16 protein-coding genes are annotated in these 15,537 nt (G+C 66.1%); 9 read left to right on the top strand and 7 right to left on the bottom strand.

The features are described from left to right. Positions 1 to 150: 150 nt before the first annotated feature. Positions 151 to 759 (bottom strand): Arm DNA-binding domain-containing protein, encoded by a 609-nt coding sequence (locus U5S82_23085; protein ID MDZ7754451.1) that lies wholly within the window; start codon positions 757 to 759, stop codon positions 151 to 153. A gap of 113 nt (positions 760 to 872) precedes the next feature. Between U5S82_23085 and U5S82_23080 the strand changes: the two genes are divergently transcribed. Beyond that, complete coding sequence (locus U5S82_23080) at positions 873 to 1,361, top strand: low molecular weight protein-tyrosine-phosphatase (GenBank protein ID MDZ7754450.1); 489 nt, start codon at positions 873 to 875, stop codon at positions 1,359 to 1,361. 83 nt (positions 1,362 to 1,444) lie between these two features. After that, on the top strand, positions 1,445 to 2,236 hold the full coding sequence (locus U5S82_23075; protein ID MDZ7754449.1) for a metallophosphoesterase: 792 nt from the start codon (positions 1,445 to 1,447) through the stop codon (positions 2,234 to 2,236). Positions 2,237 to 2,267: 31 nt separating this feature from the next. Here the strand turns inward: U5S82_23075 and infA are convergent, their stop codons facing one another. From infA to trxB, 5 genes are all read right to left on the bottom strand, one after another. Next, the gene (infA, locus tag U5S82_23070) at positions 2,268 to 2,486 is read right to left on the bottom strand and encodes a translation initiation factor IF-1 (protein ID MDZ7754448.1); all 219 of its coding nucleotides are present in this window, start codon (positions 2,484 to 2,486) and stop codon (positions 2,268 to 2,270) included. Between the two features lie 95 nt (positions 2,487 to 2,581). Next, the gene (locus tag U5S82_23065) at positions 2,582 to 3,307 is read right to left on the bottom strand and encodes an arginyltransferase (GenBank protein ID MDZ7754447.1); all 726 of its coding nucleotides are present in this window, start codon (positions 3,305 to 3,307) and stop codon (positions 2,582 to 2,584) included. Then, positions 3,304 to 3,999, bottom strand: a complete 696-nt coding sequence (gene aat / locus U5S82_23060; protein ID MDZ7754446.1) for a leucyl/phenylalanyl-tRNA--protein transferase — start codon at positions 3,997 to 3,999, stop codon at positions 3,304 to 3,306. Before aat ends, U5S82_23065 begins: the two co-directional genes overlap by 4 nt. Positions 4,000 to 4,060: 61 nt before the next feature. Beyond that, positions 4,061 to 5,203, bottom strand: a complete 1,143-nt coding sequence (locus U5S82_23055; GenBank protein ID MDZ7754445.1) for a GNAT family N-acetyltransferase — start codon at positions 5,201 to 5,203, stop codon at positions 4,061 to 4,063. A gap of 28 nt (positions 5,204 to 5,231) precedes the next feature. Next, positions 5,232 to 6,200 carry a thioredoxin-disulfide reductase gene (gene trxB / locus U5S82_23050; GenBank protein ID MDZ7754444.1) on the bottom strand — a complete coding sequence of 323 codons (969 nt, stop codon included), beginning with the start codon at positions 6,198 to 6,200 and terminating at the stop codon, positions 5,232 to 5,234. Positions 6,201 to 6,353: 153 nt separating this feature from the next. Between trxB and ald the strand changes: the two genes are divergently transcribed. The 7 genes from ald to serS all read left to right on the top strand — a co-directional run bounded on the left by ald (position 6,354) and on the right by serS (position 14,242). Beyond that, on the top strand, positions 6,354 to 7,424 hold the full coding sequence (gene ald / locus U5S82_23045; GenBank protein MDZ7754443.1) for an alanine dehydrogenase: 1,071 nt from the start codon (positions 6,354 to 6,356) through the stop codon (positions 7,422 to 7,424). 89 nt (positions 7,425 to 7,513) lie between these two features. Then, positions 7,514 to 9,769 carry a DNA translocase FtsK 4TM domain-containing protein gene (locus U5S82_23040; GenBank protein MDZ7754442.1) on the top strand — a complete coding sequence of 752 codons (2,256 nt, stop codon included), beginning with the start codon at positions 7,514 to 7,516 and terminating at the stop codon, positions 9,767 to 9,769. Positions 9,770 to 9,774: 5 nt separating this feature from the next. After that, positions 9,775 to 10,407, top strand: coding sequence for an outer membrane lipoprotein chaperone LolA (lolA, locus tag U5S82_23035; protein ID MDZ7754441.1), 633 nt, complete (start codon positions 9,775 to 9,777; stop codon positions 10,405 to 10,407). A gap of 70 nt (positions 10,408 to 10,477) precedes the next feature. Continuing rightward, entirely contained in the window at positions 10,478 to 11,773 is a 1,296-nt protein-coding gene (locus U5S82_23030; GenBank protein ID MDZ7754440.1) for a replication-associated recombination protein A, read from the top strand. Positions 11,774 to 11,786: 13 nt separating this feature from the next. Further along, positions 11,787 to 12,161: a fluoride efflux transporter CrcB gene (gene crcB / locus U5S82_23025; GenBank protein ID MDZ7754439.1), complete on the top strand. Its 375-nt coding sequence runs from the start codon at positions 11,787 to 11,789 to the stop codon at positions 12,159 to 12,161. A gap of 478 nt (positions 12,162 to 12,639) precedes the next feature. Beyond that, positions 12,640 to 12,954: a DUF190 domain-containing protein gene (locus tag U5S82_23020; protein MDZ7754438.1), complete on the top strand. Its 315-nt coding sequence runs from the start codon at positions 12,640 to 12,642 to the stop codon at positions 12,952 to 12,954. 1 nt (position 12,955) lies between these two features. Next, a complete protein-coding gene (gene serS / locus U5S82_23015; protein ID MDZ7754437.1) occupies positions 12,956 to 14,242 on the top strand; it encodes a serine--tRNA ligase in 1,287 nt (428 codons plus the stop codon). Positions 14,243 to 14,277: 35 nt separating this feature from the next. Here serS and glp read toward each other — a convergent pair whose 3' ends face one another. Further along, the gene (gene glp, locus U5S82_23010) at positions 14,278 to 15,519 is read right to left on the bottom strand and encodes a gephyrin-like molybdotransferase Glp (protein ID MDZ7754436.1); all 1,242 of its coding nucleotides are present in this window, start codon (positions 15,517 to 15,519) and stop codon (positions 14,278 to 14,280) included. Positions 15,520 to 15,537 lie beyond the last annotated feature (18 nt).

Here is a 15,537-nt window from a genome sequence, read left to right as displayed (position 1 = left end):
GGTATCGCACCTGTCTCAACGGCCCCTCTTCATCTACCCGATTCCGGCACTCTTGTCACCGGTTGCTCGCGGCCGCCCGCCAGCCGGCTCAGCGACTGATTGGCCTACCAATCAATCCTTCGCCAGATATGCGCGGGTTTTTACAGCCATCTACACCTGGCGCCACAGTAATCGGATCTCATCGTCATTCAGCACCCGTGCCCGGTCTTTCGGCGTGTACCCGGTGATCCGGGCCGTGATGCCTGCCGCCGGGTTTATATCGATGTCACCCTGTTCAACGGCCAGGCCGAACATCTGGCGGAGGATCCCCCGGAAGGCGTCCCGGGCCCGCTCTCCGCTACGGCCATTGATTCGGATCTTATACTCGCGGATTGCGGCCACCAGGTCGGCCCGGGCCACATCGGCGATCCGCATGTCGCGCAGGTGGAGGGGGATCCCCCGATCAAGATATCCGGTTGTCAGGTGAGGCCGTTTGTTGTCCCGCTCGATGATGCCCCGGTAGTCCTTCACCAGGTCTGAAACCGTGCGTGTGCTGCCATGCTTGCGTGGGTCCAGCTTGGCGGCTTCTCGGCGGGCCTCAGCCAGACTCATGTCGGGGTGGTGGCCAAGGGTCATTACTCGCTTGGCGCCTGCTCGCGTCCTCCGTACAATCCATGTTTTCGACTTCCTGCGGACATTCAGGTAAAGGCCCCCACCATCACCCATCATGCGATCTTTCCCGTCCCACTTCGCCCTGCATGCTGCATCTGTCAGTCCCATATCTGCCACCTTTTGTGTGCACTCCTGTGTGCACCTTTCACCAGACGTAACGGAATTCAACAGAATTCAACTAGAGTCTAGCACGCACACAAAACTAGTGGAAACAGAGAGTTATGGAAGAAGATCAGTCGGTTAAAATACTCTTCGTGTGCATGGGCAATATCTGCCGCTCGCCCACCGCCCACGGCGTGTTCCGCCGGCTCGTGGAGGAGGCGGGGCTCACCGACCGCATCCGTATCGATTCTGCGGGCACCCATGCCTACCATGTGGGGGAACCCCCGGATGCCCGTTCTCAGGCGGCGGCGGCCCGCCGCGGCGTAGAGTTCTCGGATCTGCGGGCCCGTCAGGTGAGCGCAGAGGACTTCGAGAGATTCGACTACGTCCTGGCCATGGACAGGGACAACCTTTCCCATCTGCGCTACATGTGTCCCGAGAGCCAGCGCGCCAAGGTGGGGCTGTTCCTGGAGTATGCCAACTCACGCCGCGCCGGCGAGGTGCCTGACCCGTACTTCGGCGGCGACAAGGGCTTCGAGAAGGTGCTGGATCTGGTGGAGGCGGGGGCACGAGGATTGCTGGAACATGTCCGCAAGACCCACCTCTGAGGGCGTTCGACGTTCCTTGCACCCTCAGCCGGCGAGGATTACCGTGCGGTGATGCGCACTGCCGCGCAAGGGCGATCCATCACATGCTAAGACACATCAACGCCATGGTGTCTCAACTATGGGGCAACGGCGACGGGCCGGAGGAATATGCCGCTGTCCATCGCTTTCCCCTCAACTCCGAGGGACGGGATTTCGTCGTGGGCGATATCCATGGCATGTTCGCTCACCTGTCCGTCCTGCTGGAAGAAGTGGAGTTCGACTCCGGCAGGGATCGCGTGTTCTCCGTGGGCGATCTCGTGGATCGGGGGCCGGAGTCCAACGCTGCCCTGGACTGGCTCGCACAACCCTGGTTTTACGCCTGTCGCGGTAACCACGAACAGTTTGCCATCGACTCCGAGAACGGCAAGGACCTGGATTTCTGGGTGCGCTACAACGGTGGCGAGTGGTGGTTGGAACTGGACGAGACGGAACAGGCCCGCTTCCGCCGCACCTTCGACAACCTGCCCCTGGCCCTGGAGGTGGAAACCCATAGTGGATTGGTGGGCATCGTCCACGCGGACGTGCCCGCGGATGTCAGTTGGGACGAGTTCGCCGAATTGTTGGAAGGCGGTGTCGCCGAGGCCTCGGTGTATGCCCTCTACTCCCGGGGCAGGGTACACGGCCAGGTCCTGGCGGAGCCGGTGGCCGGCAAGGTGGACCGTGTCTATTGCGGCCATACGCCGGTGCGCGAGCCCGTCACCGTGGGCAACGTGCATTTCATCGACACCGCGGCGGTGTACGTGCATGAGAACTATGCGGGGGCACGCCTCACCCTGGTGGAGATCCATCCGCGGGCCCACCAGGAATATTATATCCGGACGGATCGCGTGGTGTGAGACGGTGCGTCGCCGGCATGCCGGCGACGGACTAGCGGGCGCGGTAGGTGATACGCCCCTTACTGAGGTCGTAGGGGGTGAGCTGTACCGTCACCGAATCCCCGGTGAGGATGCGGATGTAATGCTTGCGCATCTTGCCAGAGATGTGGGCGGTCACCACGTGTCCGTTTTCGAGTTCCACGCGGAACGTGGTATTGGGCAGGGTCTCGACCACCTTGCCTTCCATCTCGATGGAATCTTCTTTTGCCATATTAACCTTCTGCTTGAAAAAACTGCATTATTCTGCCAGAAGGCGAGGCTTGGTGGAAGTGACTCGTGTCTGCGGCGAGTGGTCTGACACACCATTCAAGGGGCCGGGCCATGGCGGGTCCAGGCCCCGTCCACGAAAAACTCGGAAGGCTGGAATTCCTGCTTGTAGCTCATCTTGGCGCAGCCGGGTATCCAATAGCCCAGATAAAGCCATTCCAAACCCAGTCGCCGGCATTCCTCGATTTCCCACAGGATCGCGTGGGTGCCGAGGGAGCGTCTGGACGCCGTTGGGTCGAAGAAGGTGTAGACCGCCGACAGGCCGTCGTCCAGGCGGTCCGCCACCGCCACCGCCAGCAGTCGGCCACGGTGGCGGAATTCGTAGAATGCCGTATCGCACCAGTTGCCGATGAGGAAATCCGCATACTGCGCCGGAGTGGGATTGTCCATGCCACCTCCGCGGTGGCGCGTCGCCAGATAGGCGCGGTAGAGGTCGAAATGGTCCTCGCGAAACTCCGCCGGCCTTCCGGTGACCACCATGTCCGCGTTGCGGCTCCAGACCCGGCGCTGGCGGCGGCGGGGCACGAACTCGCGGACCGGGATGCGCACCGGGATGCAGGCGGAGCAGCCGGGGCATTGGGGCCGGTAGATATGGGTGCCGCTGCGCCGGAAGCCGTGGCGGGAGAGCACCGAGTAGAGTTCCGTGGACTTGGGAAAGCGGGGATCGGCAAACACGGTCACCGCGTCCCGTTGCTCCAGATAGCTGCAGGGGTGGACCGGCGTGGAGAAAAAGCTCAAGAGACGGGAGTCTTCCGGCGCGGTCACGGGTACTGCCCCCCGGTGGGTGGCGCTGCGGCCTCGTCCCCGGCGAACATGTTCAACTGGCGGAGAAACTGGGCTCTGGGCATGGTCTGGGCACCGAGGCGGAACAGGTGGTCGCTTTCTATCTGGCAGTCGATTAACTCATAGTTCATACGGCACAAATGTACCAGTGCCACCTTGGAGGCATCGCTCACCCGGCTGAACATGGACTCGCCGAAGAATACCCGCCCGATGCCTACTCCGTAGAGTCCGCCCACCAGTTGCCCATACTGCCGGCATTCCACCGAATGGGCCCAGCCGAGGCGATGCAAGCGGTTGTATGCATAGAACATTTCCCGGGTTATCCAGGTGCCGTCGTCGTCCCCCCGGGGGGCGGCGCAGGCGGCGATGACCTGTTCGAAGGCGGTGTCCAAGGTGACCTCGAAGATGCCCCTGTTGAGGGTCTTGCGCAGGCTGCGGGAGATGCGCAAGGTCCCCGGCAGCAGCACGGTGCGTGGATCGGGGGTCCACCACAGGATGGGCTGGTCATCGCCGTACCAGGGGAAGATGCCCCGCCGGTAGGCCGCCACCAGCCGTTGGGGCGACAGGTCGCCCCCCGCCGCCAGCAGGCCATTGGGCTCCCGCAGGGCCAGTTCGGCGTCGGGAAAGGTCTCCGGCGGCGCGCCCCGGGGGATCCAGTAGGGCAGGGTCAGCATGGGGCGAAGGGCCCCTCGGCGGGCAGACTAAGGTTGGCGGCGGCCATGGAAGCAGGGCTGGTCAATCCGTCTGCCGGTAGGGCGAGCCGCCTTCGAGCTGGGCGATCACGGCGGCCATCTCCCGGCGTTCCCGCTGCAGAAAGTCGGCGATGGGGGTACGAAAGGCGGACTCGCGGATGTAATGAGCGGAATAGGTCGCCCGGGGCAGGAAGCCGCGCTGGATCTTGTGCTCTCCCTGGGCCCCGGCCTCGAAGCGCGACAGGCCGCGGGCGATGGCGTAGTCGATGGCCTGGTAATAACAGGCCTCGAAGTGGACATAGTCCAACGGCTTCAGAGTGCCCCAGTGGCGGCCGAACAGGCCGTCGTCCCCTGCCAGATTGAAGGCGCCGGCCACGTATTCGCCCCTATGGCGCACCATCACCAGCACCACGTTGTCCGGCATGGTGGCCGCCAGTTCCCGGAAGAAAGCCTCGCTCAGGGTGGCATAGCCCCATTTGCGGTCGAAGGTGGCGGTGTAGCAGGCATGGTAGACGGCCCAGTGCTCGTCCGTCGCGTCGTGGCCGTTCAGCACCTCGAACTCGGCGCCGCTGTCCCGCGCCAGCCGGCGTTCGCGGCGTATGTCCTTGCGGCGCCGCGAGGTGAGGGTGGAGAGGAAATCCTCGAAATCCCGGTAGCCGCGGTTGGCCCAGTGGTACTGTACGCCGACCCGGCGCATGAAACCCGCGGCCTCCAGCTCATCGGTGGCCGCGGCGTCGGTAAAGAGCCAGTGCATGCCCGAGCCGTCGTATTCCTCCACCAGCTCCAGGGCTTTACGGGTGATGGCCTCCACCACCGCGGCCCGTGAGGCCTCCGGGGCCACCATGATGCGGGGGCCGGTCACCGGGGTATAGGGGACGGCGGAGACGAACTTGGGGAAATAGCGGTGGCCGTAGCGCTGGTAGGCGTCGGCCCACGCCATGTCGAATACGAACTCGCCGTAGGAGTTGGTCTTGAGGTAGACGGGACAGGCGCCCACCAGACGGTCGTTCTCGTGGACCGTGATGTGGTGGGGCAACCAGCCCCAGCGCTCCCCCAGACAGCCGTTGCCCTCGAGGGCGGCGAGGAACTCGTGGCGGGTAAACGGATTGGCGCTTCCCGCCAGGACGTTCCAGTCCCGGCGGGGAATGTCGTCGATGGTATGGACGGTGGTGCAGCGCATGACCATGGGGGCTGGGCTCCGGGCCCGGGTTGCGCTAGCGGGTCGGGATACCCTCCAGGGCATCGAGGTAGCGCTCCGCATCCAGGGCCGCCATGCAGCCGGTACCGGCGGAGGTGACCGCCTGGCGGTAGACATGGTCCATCACATCGCCGGCGGCGAACACCCCGGGCACGCTGGTGGCGGTGGCATCGCCGGCGGTGCCGCCGGTGACCTTGATATAACCGCCGGCCATGTCCAGCTGGCCCTTGAACAGCTCGGTGTTGGGACGGTGGCCGATGGCCACGAACACGCCCATGAGTTCGATGTCCCGGGTGGAGTCGTCGCTGACGTTGCGGATACGGATCCCCGTCACCCCGCTGTTGTCCCCCAGCACCTCGTCGAGGACGTGATTCCACTCGATGGTGACGTTGCCGTTCTTCTCGCGCTCGAACAGCCGGTCCTGGAGGATCTTCTCCGCCCGCAGGGCGTCGCGGCGATGCACCAGCACCACCTCCGAGGCGATGTTGGACAGATACAGGGCCTCTTCCACGGCGGTGTTGCCGCCGCCGATGACCGCCACCTTCTGATTGCGATAGAAGAAGCCGTCGCAGGTGGCGCAGGCCGACACCCCCTTGCCCTTGAAGGTCTCCTCGGAGGGCAGGCCGAGGTACATGGCCGAGGCGCCGGTGGCGATGACGAGGGCGTCGCAGGTGAACTCGCCGGTATCACCCACCAGCCGCGCGGGTTTCTCGGCGAGATGGGCCTCCTTGATGTGGTCGAAGATCATTTCCGTGCCGAAGCGCTCCGCATGGCGGCGCATGCGCTCCATGAGTTCGGGTCCCTGCACGCCTTCGTCGTCGCCGGGCCAGTTGTCCACGTCGGTGGTGGTGGTCAACTGGCCGCCCTGTTCCATCCCGGTGATGAGGACCGGGTTCAGATTGGCGCGGGCGGCATAGACCGCCGCGGTGTAACCGGCGGGGCCGGAACCGAGGATCAGCAGCTTGCAATGGCGGGGCTCAGTCATGAAATCTTCCTTCCTCTGTCAACGGGGTATGACGGTGCATAAGAGATGGTTAACATGGTGCGCATGGTACGTCATTTAAAGCGGCGGGCTAAAGCCGAACGGCGCCGCGGGTGCGGTTCCTGCGGCAGTGCGGCGGGGAGATGAGAGGCTGACATGAAAATCGGAATTCCACAGGAGATCAAGCCCTTCGAGGGGCGCGTCGCCCTCATTCCGGCGGCCTGTACGGAGCTGGTGCGTGACGGCCACGAGGTGCTGGTGGAGAGCGGTGCCGGTGACAACAGCGGCTTCAGCGATGCCGACTACGAGAGCCGCGGGGTCACCATCGTGGCCGACGCGGACACCCTCTATGGCGAGGCCGAAATGGTAGTGAAGGTGAAGGAGCCGGTGGCCGCGGAGTTTCCGCGCCTGCGCTCGGACCACCTGCTGTTCTGCTTCCTGCATCTGGCGGCCCAGCCGGAGTTGATGGCGGTATTGCGGGACAAGGGACTCACCGCGGTGGCCTTCGAGACCGTGGCGGAGAACGGCCATCTGCCCATCCTCCAGCCCATGAGCGAGGTGGCCGGCCACATCGCCGCCCAGGTTGGGGCCCATCTGCTCCACGGACCCGCCGGCGGCAAGGGACTGTTGCTGGGGGGCATGCCGGCGGCCCGCCGCGGTCGCGTCGTGGTGCTGGGCTTCGGGGTGGTAGGCGAGGCGGCGGCGCGCTCGGCGGCGGCCCTGGGGGCCGAGGTGACGGTGTTCGACAAGCTGCCGTTGCGCCTCGGTGCGGCCCGCGGCGTGGGGGCCAACGTCACGGCCCTGTATCCCTTCCCCGACGAGGTGGCTGAGGAGGTGGCGCGGGCCGATCTGCTGGTGGGGGCGGTGCTGATCCCCGGCGCCCGCACTCCCCATCTCATCGACCGCGCCGCCGTGGCATCCATGGGGCGGGGCAGTGTCATCGTCGACGTGTCGGTGGATCAGGGGGGCTGCGTGGAGACCATCCGGCCCACGGATTACGGCGCCCCCACCTACGTGGAGGAGGGCGTGGTGCACTTCGGTGTTACCAACATGCCGGGGGCGGTGCCACGCACGGCCTCCGAGGCCCTCTCTGCGGCCTTGGCACGTTACGTGGGGGAACTGGCTGCACCCGGCTGGGAGGGCCGCCGTCCGGCCCTCGCCGACGCCGTTAACGTGCGCGGTGGCGAGATCGTGCTGCCCGCATTGCGGGACGTGGTATGGCGATGATAAAATGCACCCAATCAATAGCTTACGCTGCATTTCTGTGATGGTTTATTAAAGTCTTGGCGCAGGCAACCACCAAGAAGGCCCGGACCGTGTCCAACTGGCCCCTCCACCTCGGGCGCGGTCTCCGCGAGGGCATGCTGTTCCTGGCCCTGGCACTCGCCGTCTACCTGTTGTTATCCCTGGTCACCTACGACCCGGCGGATCCCGGCTGGTCTTACAGCGGCGAGATGGGCCCCATCGCCAACCGCGGCGGCGTGGTGGGGGCATGGGTGGCGGATATCACCCTCTACCTGTTCGGCTATCTGGCCTACCTCTTTCCCCTGGCGGTGGCCTTCGCCGGCTGGGTGGCCTACAAGGGCGATCGCCTGGACCAGTCGGCCTGGTATCCGGTGGCTAGCCATGGCGCCGGTTTCCTGCTCACCCTGGCGGCAGGTTGCGGCCTCGGTTCGCTGCATTTCCATGGCCCCGGCCTGCCGCTGGATGCCGGCGGCATCCTCGGCAACGTGGTGGGCCTCGGCCTGGCCTCCCTGGTGAGCCCCATGGGCAGCACCCTCATCCTGCTGGCGTTTTTTCTCACCGGCGTGAGCCTGCTCCTCGGTTTCTCCTGGCTCACCCTCATGGACGAGACCGGCCGCCTGACCCTGCTGGGGCTGGCCCGGATGCAGGGTTATGTCAACCAGATCCGCGAGGCCCGCGCGGGCCGAGAGCAGAAGAAACAGCGCCAGGAGCAGGTGGCCAGCGCCAAGGCCAGGGAGGTCAAGCGCAAGCCGCCCCGCATCGAGCCCACCATCGCCATCGGCCCCAGTGTGCGGGTGGAGAAGGAAAAACAGGCCTCCCTGTTCGAGCCGCCGCCCCAGGAGACCCTGCCGGCGTTGTCCCTGCTCGACGGCAAGCCCACCACCAACCACAAGGTGTCCCGGGAGAGCCTCGAAGCCATGTCACGGCAGGTGGAACTCAAGCTGCGGGAGTTCGGCATCGAGGTGGAGGTGGTGGCAGTCCACCCGGGCCCGGTGGTGACACGTTTCGAACTCGACCCCGCGCCGGGCTTCAAGGTGAACCGCATCACCAACCTGGCCAAGGACCTGGCCCGCTCCCTGTCCGTCACCAGCGTGCGCATCGTCGAGGTGATCCCCGGCAAGTCGGTGGTGGGACTGGAACTACCCAACGAGCACCGGGAGTTGGTGGTGCTGTCGGAGATCCTGAAGTCCCAGGCCTACGACGAACTCAAGTCGCCCCTGGCCCTGGCGCTCGGCAAGGACATCGGCGGTAACCCGTCGGTGGTGGACCTGGCCCGCATGCCCCATCTGCTGGTGGCGGGCACCACGGGCTCGGGCAAGTCGGTGGCGGTGAACGCCATGATCCTCAGCATCATCTTCAAGGCCACCCCCCACGATGTGCGCCTCATCATGGTGGACCCCAAGATGCTGGAACTGTCGGTGTACCAGGGCATCGGCCACCTGCTGGCGCCGGTGGTCACGGACATGAAGGAGGCTGCCAATGCCCTGCGCTGGTGCGTGGCGGAGATGGAGCGTCGCTATCGTCTGATGTCGGCCCTCGGGGTGCGCAACATCAGCGGTTACAACCGCAAGGTGGCCGATGCCGCGGCCGCCGGCCAGCCCCTGGCAGATCCGCTGGTGGAGCCGGTGGGGGAGGGCCAGGAGGTGCCGCGGCTGGAGCATCTGCCCTTCATCGTGGTGGTCATCGACGAGCTGGCCGACATGATGATGGTGGTGGGCAAGAAGGTGGAGGAACTCATCGCCCGCCTCGCCCAGAAGGCCCGGGCCGCCGGAATCCATCTCATCCTGGCCACCCAGCGGCCCTCGGTGGATGTGCTCACGGGCCTCATCAAGGCCAATATCCCCACCCGCATCGCCTTCCAGGTGTCGTCCAAGATCGATTCCCGTACCATCCTCGATCAGGGTGGGGCGGAGCAGCTGCTGGGGCATGGCGACATGCTCTACCTGCCACCCGGCAGTGGCGATCCCATCCGCGTCCACGGCGCCTTCGTCTCGGACCAGGAGGTGCACCGTGTGGTGGAGCGCCTGCGCAAGATGGGTATGCCCGACTACGTTGAAGAGGTGTTGGCGGGCGGCGGCGACGACAATGGCGGCATACCGGGCCTGGAGCCCGCTGGCGATGCCGAGGACGATCCCCTCTACGACGACGCCGTGCGTATCGTCACCGAGACCCGGCGGGCCTCCATCTCCGGGGTGCAGCGGCGCCTCAAGATTGGCTATAACCGGGCCGCCCGCATGATCGAGCAGATGGAGCAGGCGGGTATCGTGGGGCCCCTGGAATCCAACGGCAGCCGCGATGTGCTGGCCCCGCCCCCACCCGAGGACTGAGACTCATGACCTGCTTCTTCCAACGCGTCGCGTGGCTGGCCCTGCTGCTCTGGGTATCCGCCGGCGCCGGTGCCGCCGGTACCCAGGCCCGCCTCGAGGCCTTCCTGGGGCGTGTGGAGACCCTCCAGGCGGAATTCAGCCAGCGCCTCTTCGACGAGCAGGGGCGGCCCATCGAATCCTCGGCGGGACGCTTCTACCTGGCCCGCCCCGATCGGTTCCGCTGGAGCTACCACGAACCCTACGCCCAGGAGATCGTGGCCGACGGCAGCCGGGTATGGATGTACGACGGCGAGTTGGAGCAGGTCACGGTGCGGGGCCTGGACGACGCCCTGGGCAGCAGCCCGGCGCGCCTGCTGAGTTCCGAGGCGCCCGTCGGCGAGGCCTTCGAGATCCGCGAGCTGGGCGACCAGGACGGCCTCCACTGGGTGGAACTGCGGCCGCGGGACGCCGAATCCACCTTCTCCGCCCTGCGCATCGGCTTCGACGGTGCCACCCTGCGCCGCATGGAACTCCAGGACAACTTCGGCCAGAACACCCAGCTCACCTTCGAGGCGGTGGAAGAGAACCCCGCCCTGGCGCCCGAGACCTTCCGCTTCACGCCGCCCGCCGGCGTGGACGTCATCCGTGAACGGGACTGAGCCCCTCTTCCCCGACACCCCGCCCACCGGCGCCCCCGCCGGCAACGAGTTCGCGCCCCTGGCCGACCGCATGCGCCCGGCCACCCTGAACGACTTCGTGGGCCAGGAACACCTGCTGGGAGAGGGCAAACCCCTGCGTCGGGCCCTGGAATCGGGCACCCCCCATTCCATGGTGCTGTGGGGCCCGCCGGGCACCGGCAAGACCACTCTGGCGCGCATGGTGGCCCACCGTTCCGAGGCCCGGTTCCTCACCGTGTCGGCGGTGCTCGCGGGGGTCAAAGACATCCGCGAGGCGGTGGCCAAGGCCCAGGAGCACCGTCGTCGCACCAACCTCGGCACGGTGCTGTTCGTGGACGAGGTGCACCGCTTCAACAAGGCTCAGCAGGATGCCTTCCTGCCCTACGTGGAAGACGGCACCCTGGTGTTCGTGGGGGCCACCACCGAGAACCCCTCCTTCGAACTCAACAGCGCCCTGTTGTCGCGGGCCCGGGTGTACGTGCTGCGCGGCCTCGACGAGGCCGACATCCGGCAAGTCATCGATGCCGCCCTGGCCGACGGCGAACGCGGCCTGGGGGGCCAGGGCGTGGTGATGGAGGATGCCGCCCGGGACCTGCTGGCGGAGCTGGCGGACGGCGATGCGCGGCGGGCCCTCAACCTGCTGGAGCTGGCGGCGGGGGTGGCCGGGGCCATGGAAGGGGAGGGGGCTGCCATCACCCCCGAGCGTATCCGCGAGGTGGTGGCTGGCGGCGTGCTGCGACGCTTCGACAAGCAGGGGGATGCCTTCTACGACCAGATATCGGCGCTGCACAAGTCGGTGCGGGGCTCGGACCCCGATGCCACCCTGTACTGGTTCGCCCGCATGCTGGACGGCGGCTGTGACCCCCTGTATATCGCCCGACGGGTGGTGCGCATGGCCTCGGAGGACATCGGCAACGCCGATCCCCGGGGCCTCGAGCTGGCCCTCAACGCCTGGGACGTACAGGAACGTCTGGGCAGCCCCGAGGGCGAGCTGGCGGTGGCCCAGGCCCTGGTGTATCTCGCCTGCGCCCCCAAGAGCAACGCCGTCTACAAGGCCTTCAACGCCGCCATGGCCGACGTGCGCGAAGGAGCCTCCGCCGAGGTGCCCGTGCACCTGCGCAATGCTCCCACGCGGCTGATGAAGGAGCTGGGCTACGGCCGCGAGTACCGCTACGCCCACGACGAGCCGGAGGCCTTCGCCGCCGGCGAGACCTATTTCCCCGAGGGCGTCGAAGCACGGCGCTATTATCGGCCCGTGCCCCGGGGCCTTGAGATGCGCATCGGCGAGAAGCTGGAACACCTGCGCCGCCTGAACCGCGAGGCCCGGGCCTCTGGTGAAGACGATTGAGACGGCCGCCATGATGAAACAACTGGTGGCCATCGCCGCAGGCGGCGCCCTGGGGGCGGTGATGCGCTACGGCGTGTCCACGGCGGTCTACGCCCTCGCCGGGCGGGGCTTCCCCTATGGCACTCTGGTGGTGAACGTGGGGGGCTCCGCGGTCATGGGGCTGCTGTTTGTGCTGCTGGTGGAGCGCATGGACGTGGACGCGGTGTGGCGGGCCGCCCTGCTGGTGGGGCTGCTGGGCTCCTTCACCACCTTTTCTACGTTTTCCATGGAGACCCTGGCCCTGATTGAGCAGGGCAAGGGCGCGGAGGCCCTGGTCAACGTCATTGCGAGCGTGGTGCTTTGCCTAACCGCCGCCTGGGTCGGCTTGGTGCTGGGCCGCCAGTGGTGACGGCCGGGTCCGGATTGCGGCTTAGACTGGATGACAACATCGAAAATCAAAAGCGGTAACCACGAAAGACACGAAAAATGCGAAAAAACAAAAGAGGTAACTACGAAAGGCGCGAAAGACGCGAAAAAAGCGAAAAGATAATTATCACGAGATGCTGGAAGAGGGAAGGTACGATGGAGCCCGAAGGTTGGAGGTGGATCTGGGCGCTTTAGATGTAGCTGTTTTTTCTTTCGCGCCTTTCGCGTTTTTCGTAGTTAATAAAGAAAAAACGGAAGCGATAACTACGAAAGACGCGAAAAAAGAGAAAAGATAATTATCACGAGATGAAAGGGAGAAGGCGCGATGGATCCCGAGGGTCGGAAGTTGACCTGGGCGCTTAAATGTTGCTGTTTTTACTTTCGCGCCTTTCGCGTATTTCGTAGTTAATCACTTCGTAGTTAATCATTTCGTAGTTGATGACCATGGTTGAAATGAGGCGATGATGAAGACACGAGACGTCCGGGTGGTGCGTATCTATTCCCACGAGGCCAAGGGCGGCTACCGGGAGATCTTCCGTTATCTCCACGACGAGGCGCGGGTCCAGGGGGTCACCGTCTTCCGCGGTATCAGCGGCTTCGGGCGCAGCGGTAAGGTACACTCGGCGACCCTGCTGGACATGTCCCTGGATCTGCCGGTGGTGATCGAGTTCTTCGATAGCCCGGACAAGGTGGCGGGGATCCTGGAATATCTCAATCAACGGGTCGAGCCGGGGCATATACTGACCTGGCCGGCCGCCATGAATAGCGGGGAATGAAGTGCTGGATCCACGTCTGATCAGAAACGATCTCGATACCGTCGCCGCCAACCTGGCGCGGCGCGGCGTGCCCCTCGACCGCGAGCGCCTGGCGGCGTTGGAGGAGGAGCGCAAGGCGGTGCAGGTACGCACCCAGGAACTGCAGAACGAGCGCAACAGCCGTTCCAAGGCCATCGGCAAGGCGAAGGCCGCCGGGGAGGACATCGAGCCGCTACGGCTGGAGGTGGCGCGGCTCGGCGACGAGCTGAAGGCTGGGGAGGCCCGGCTGGGGGTGCTCCAGGACGAACTGGACGACATCCTGCTGGGGATCCCCAACCTGCTGGACCCCAGCGTGCCCGACGGCCGTGACGAGGCGGACAACGTGGAGCAGCGGCGCTGGGGCACGCCCCGGGAGTTCGCCTTCGAGCCCCTGGACCACGTGGATATCGGTGGGGGCCTCGGCATGCTCGACATGGAGACCGCGGCGAAGATCGCCGGCAGCCGCTTCACCCTCATGAACCGGGGACTGGCGCGCATGCACCGGGCCCTCATCCAGTACATGCTGGACCTGCATACCGGCCACCACGGCTACGAGGAGCTCTACGTACCCTATCTGGTGAACGCGGACAGCCTGTTCGGTACCGGCCAGTTGCCCAAGTTCGCGGCGGACCTGTTCCATATCCCGGAGCAGGACTATTACCTCATCCCCACCGCCGAGGTGCCCGTGACTAACATGGTGCGGGACACCATCCTGGAGGATGCCGACCTGCCCCGGCGCTTCGCCGCCCACACCCCCTGTTTCCGCAGCGAGGCGGGGTCCTACGGCAAGGACACGCGGGGCATGATCCGTCAGCACCAGTTCGAGAAGGTGGAGCTGGTGCAACTGCGGCGCCCGGCGGAGTCCGCCCAGGCCCTGGAGGAACTCACGGGCCACGCCGAGGCGGTGCTCCAGGGCCTGGGCCTGCCCTACCGGGTGGTGACCCTGTGCGCCGGCGACACCGGCTTCTCGGCTACCAAGACCTACGACATCGAGGTGTGGCTGCCGGGCCAGGGGCGCTACCGTGAGATCTCGTCCTGCAGCAATTTTTTGGACTTTCAGGCCCGGCGCATGAAGGCGCGCTGGCGCAACCCGGAAACCGGCCGGCCCGAGCCGCTGCATACCCTGAACGGTTCGGGCGTCGCCGTGGGTCGGGCCCTGGTGGCGGTGATGGAGAACTACCAGGAGGCTGATGGTTCGGTCACGGTGCCGGAGGCATTGCGGCCTTATATGGGGGGCGTGGAGCGCCTGGCCCACAATGCGAGTGAGTAGCTCATAGGGTGAACCCGACAGCGCTTCCGGGGGGCCTATAACAGGCCCTCGAAGGGGTGGTAATCCACCCTATCGCCGTGCTTGACCACGGTCCCTTCGGGTACTTCCACGAAACCGTCAGCCCACACCGTGGAGGTCAGGACGCCGGAGCCCTGGTGGGGATGGATCTCGGCCTCCACGGCACCGTTTTCGCCATGCGCCAGGCGCGCCCGCAGAAACTCCCGGCGCCCGCCGGCCTGCGGCCACTCGAAGCCCGCCGCCACCCGTTGCGGCCGCGACAGCACCTGCTCGATTCCAGACATACGCTTCAGAAACGGCGCCACGAACAGGCAGAAGGTCGCAAACATGGATACCGGGTTGCCCGGCAGCCCGATGAAGGGCGTTTCCCCCACTCGCCCGAAGGCCAGGGGCTTGCCCGGCTTCACCCGGATGCGCCATAAATCCAGCTTTCCCAGTTCCGTCAGGGCCAGTCGCACGTAGTCCTTCTCCCCTACCGACACGCCCCCCGTGGACACCACCATGTCAGCCTCCAGCGCCGCTGCCTGCAGGGTCGCCCGGGTCGCCTCCAGGGTATCCGCCACCACGCCCAGATCCACCACCTCGCAGCCCAGGCCGTCCAGCAGGCCCGCCAGTGTGTAGCGGTTGGAATCGTAGATCTGCCCCGGCCGCGGGGTCGTGCCCGGCTCCACCAACTCGTCGCCGGTGAAGAACATAGCCACTCGCGGGCGCCGGTACACGGGCAGGGTCCCGCATCCCACCGAGGCCGCGAGACCCAGCTCCTGGGCACGCAGCCGCCGCCCCGGTGCCAGGATGGTCTGGCCCACCGCAATATCCTCGGCGGCCCGCCGGATGTGCGCTCCCGCCCTCACGGGACCGCGGATGATCACCCCGTCGCCGTCCACTCGGCAGCGCTCCTGCATCACCACCGCATCCGCACCCGGCGGGATGGGAGCCCCCGTGAAGATCCGCGCCGCGCACCCGGCCGCCAGGGCCGCCCCCACCGCACCGGCGGATATGGTCTGCACCACGGGCTGGCGGACCTCCGCCTCTGCCCCGAGGTCCGCGCTGTGCACCGCGTAGCCATCCATGGCGCTGTTGTCGTGGGGGGGTACGTCCACGGCGGAGACCAGGGCCTCGGCCAGTACCCGGCCATGGCCTTCCACCAGGGGCACCCCCTGGATGTCCCCCACCACCCGCGCACCCGCCAGCAGGCGCTCCCGCGCCGATTCCACCGACAGCATGTCGGCCTGCGGGCGGTCGCAATCGCAATCAGGCATGGAGGTCACGGGTAATGA

Source organism: Gammaproteobacteria bacterium (assembly GCA_034522055.1).
GTDB lineage: Bacteria > Pseudomonadota > Gammaproteobacteria > JAABTG01 > JAABTG01 > JAABTG01.
Note: the sequence above shows the minus strand (reverse complement) of the source record. Positions and strands in the feature narration are given on the sequence as shown.

Coding starts and splice junctions, on each gene's coding strand:
- U5S82_23055 (MDZ7754445.1), bottom strand. CDS start 5,203: ATGGTCATGCGCTGCACCACCGTCCATACCATCGACGACATTCCCCGC.
- U5S82_23030 (MDZ7754440.1), top strand. CDS start 10,478: ATGCGCCCGGCCACCCTGAACGACTTCGTGGGCCAGGAACACCTGCTG.
- ald (MDZ7754443.1), top strand. CDS start 6,354: ATGAAAATCGGAATTCCACAGGAGATCAAGCCCTTCGAGGGGCGCGTC.
- crcB (MDZ7754439.1), top strand. CDS start 11,787: ATGAAACAACTGGTGGCCATCGCCGCAGGCGGCGCCCTGGGGGCGGTG.
- U5S82_23085 (MDZ7754451.1), bottom strand. CDS start 759: ATGGGACTGACAGATGCAGCATGCAGGGCGAAGTGGGACGGGAAAGAT.
- trxB (MDZ7754444.1), bottom strand. CDS start 6,200: ATGACTGAGCCCCGCCATTGCAAGCTGCTGATCCTCGGTTCCGGCCCC.
- glp (MDZ7754436.1), bottom strand. CDS start 15,519: ATGCCTGATTGCGATTGCGACCGCCCGCAGGCCGACATGCTGTCGGTG.
- U5S82_23075 (MDZ7754449.1), top strand. CDS start 1,445: ATGCTAAGACACATCAACGCCATGGTGTCTCAACTATGGGGCAACGGC.
- infA (MDZ7754448.1), bottom strand. CDS start 2,486: ATGGCAAAAGAAGATTCCATCGAGATGGAAGGCAAGGTGGTCGAGACC.
- lolA (MDZ7754441.1), top strand. CDS start 9,775: ATGACCTGCTTCTTCCAACGCGTCGCGTGGCTGGCCCTGCTGCTCTGG.
- U5S82_23020 (MDZ7754438.1), top strand. CDS start 12,640: ATGATGAAGACACGAGACGTCCGGGTGGTGCGTATCTATTCCCACGAG.
- aat (MDZ7754446.1), bottom strand. CDS start 3,999: ATGCTGACCCTGCCCTACTGGATCCCCCGGGGCGCGCCGCCGGAGACC.
- U5S82_23080 (MDZ7754450.1), top strand. CDS start 873: ATGGAAGAAGATCAGTCGGTTAAAATACTCTTCGTGTGCATGGGCAAT.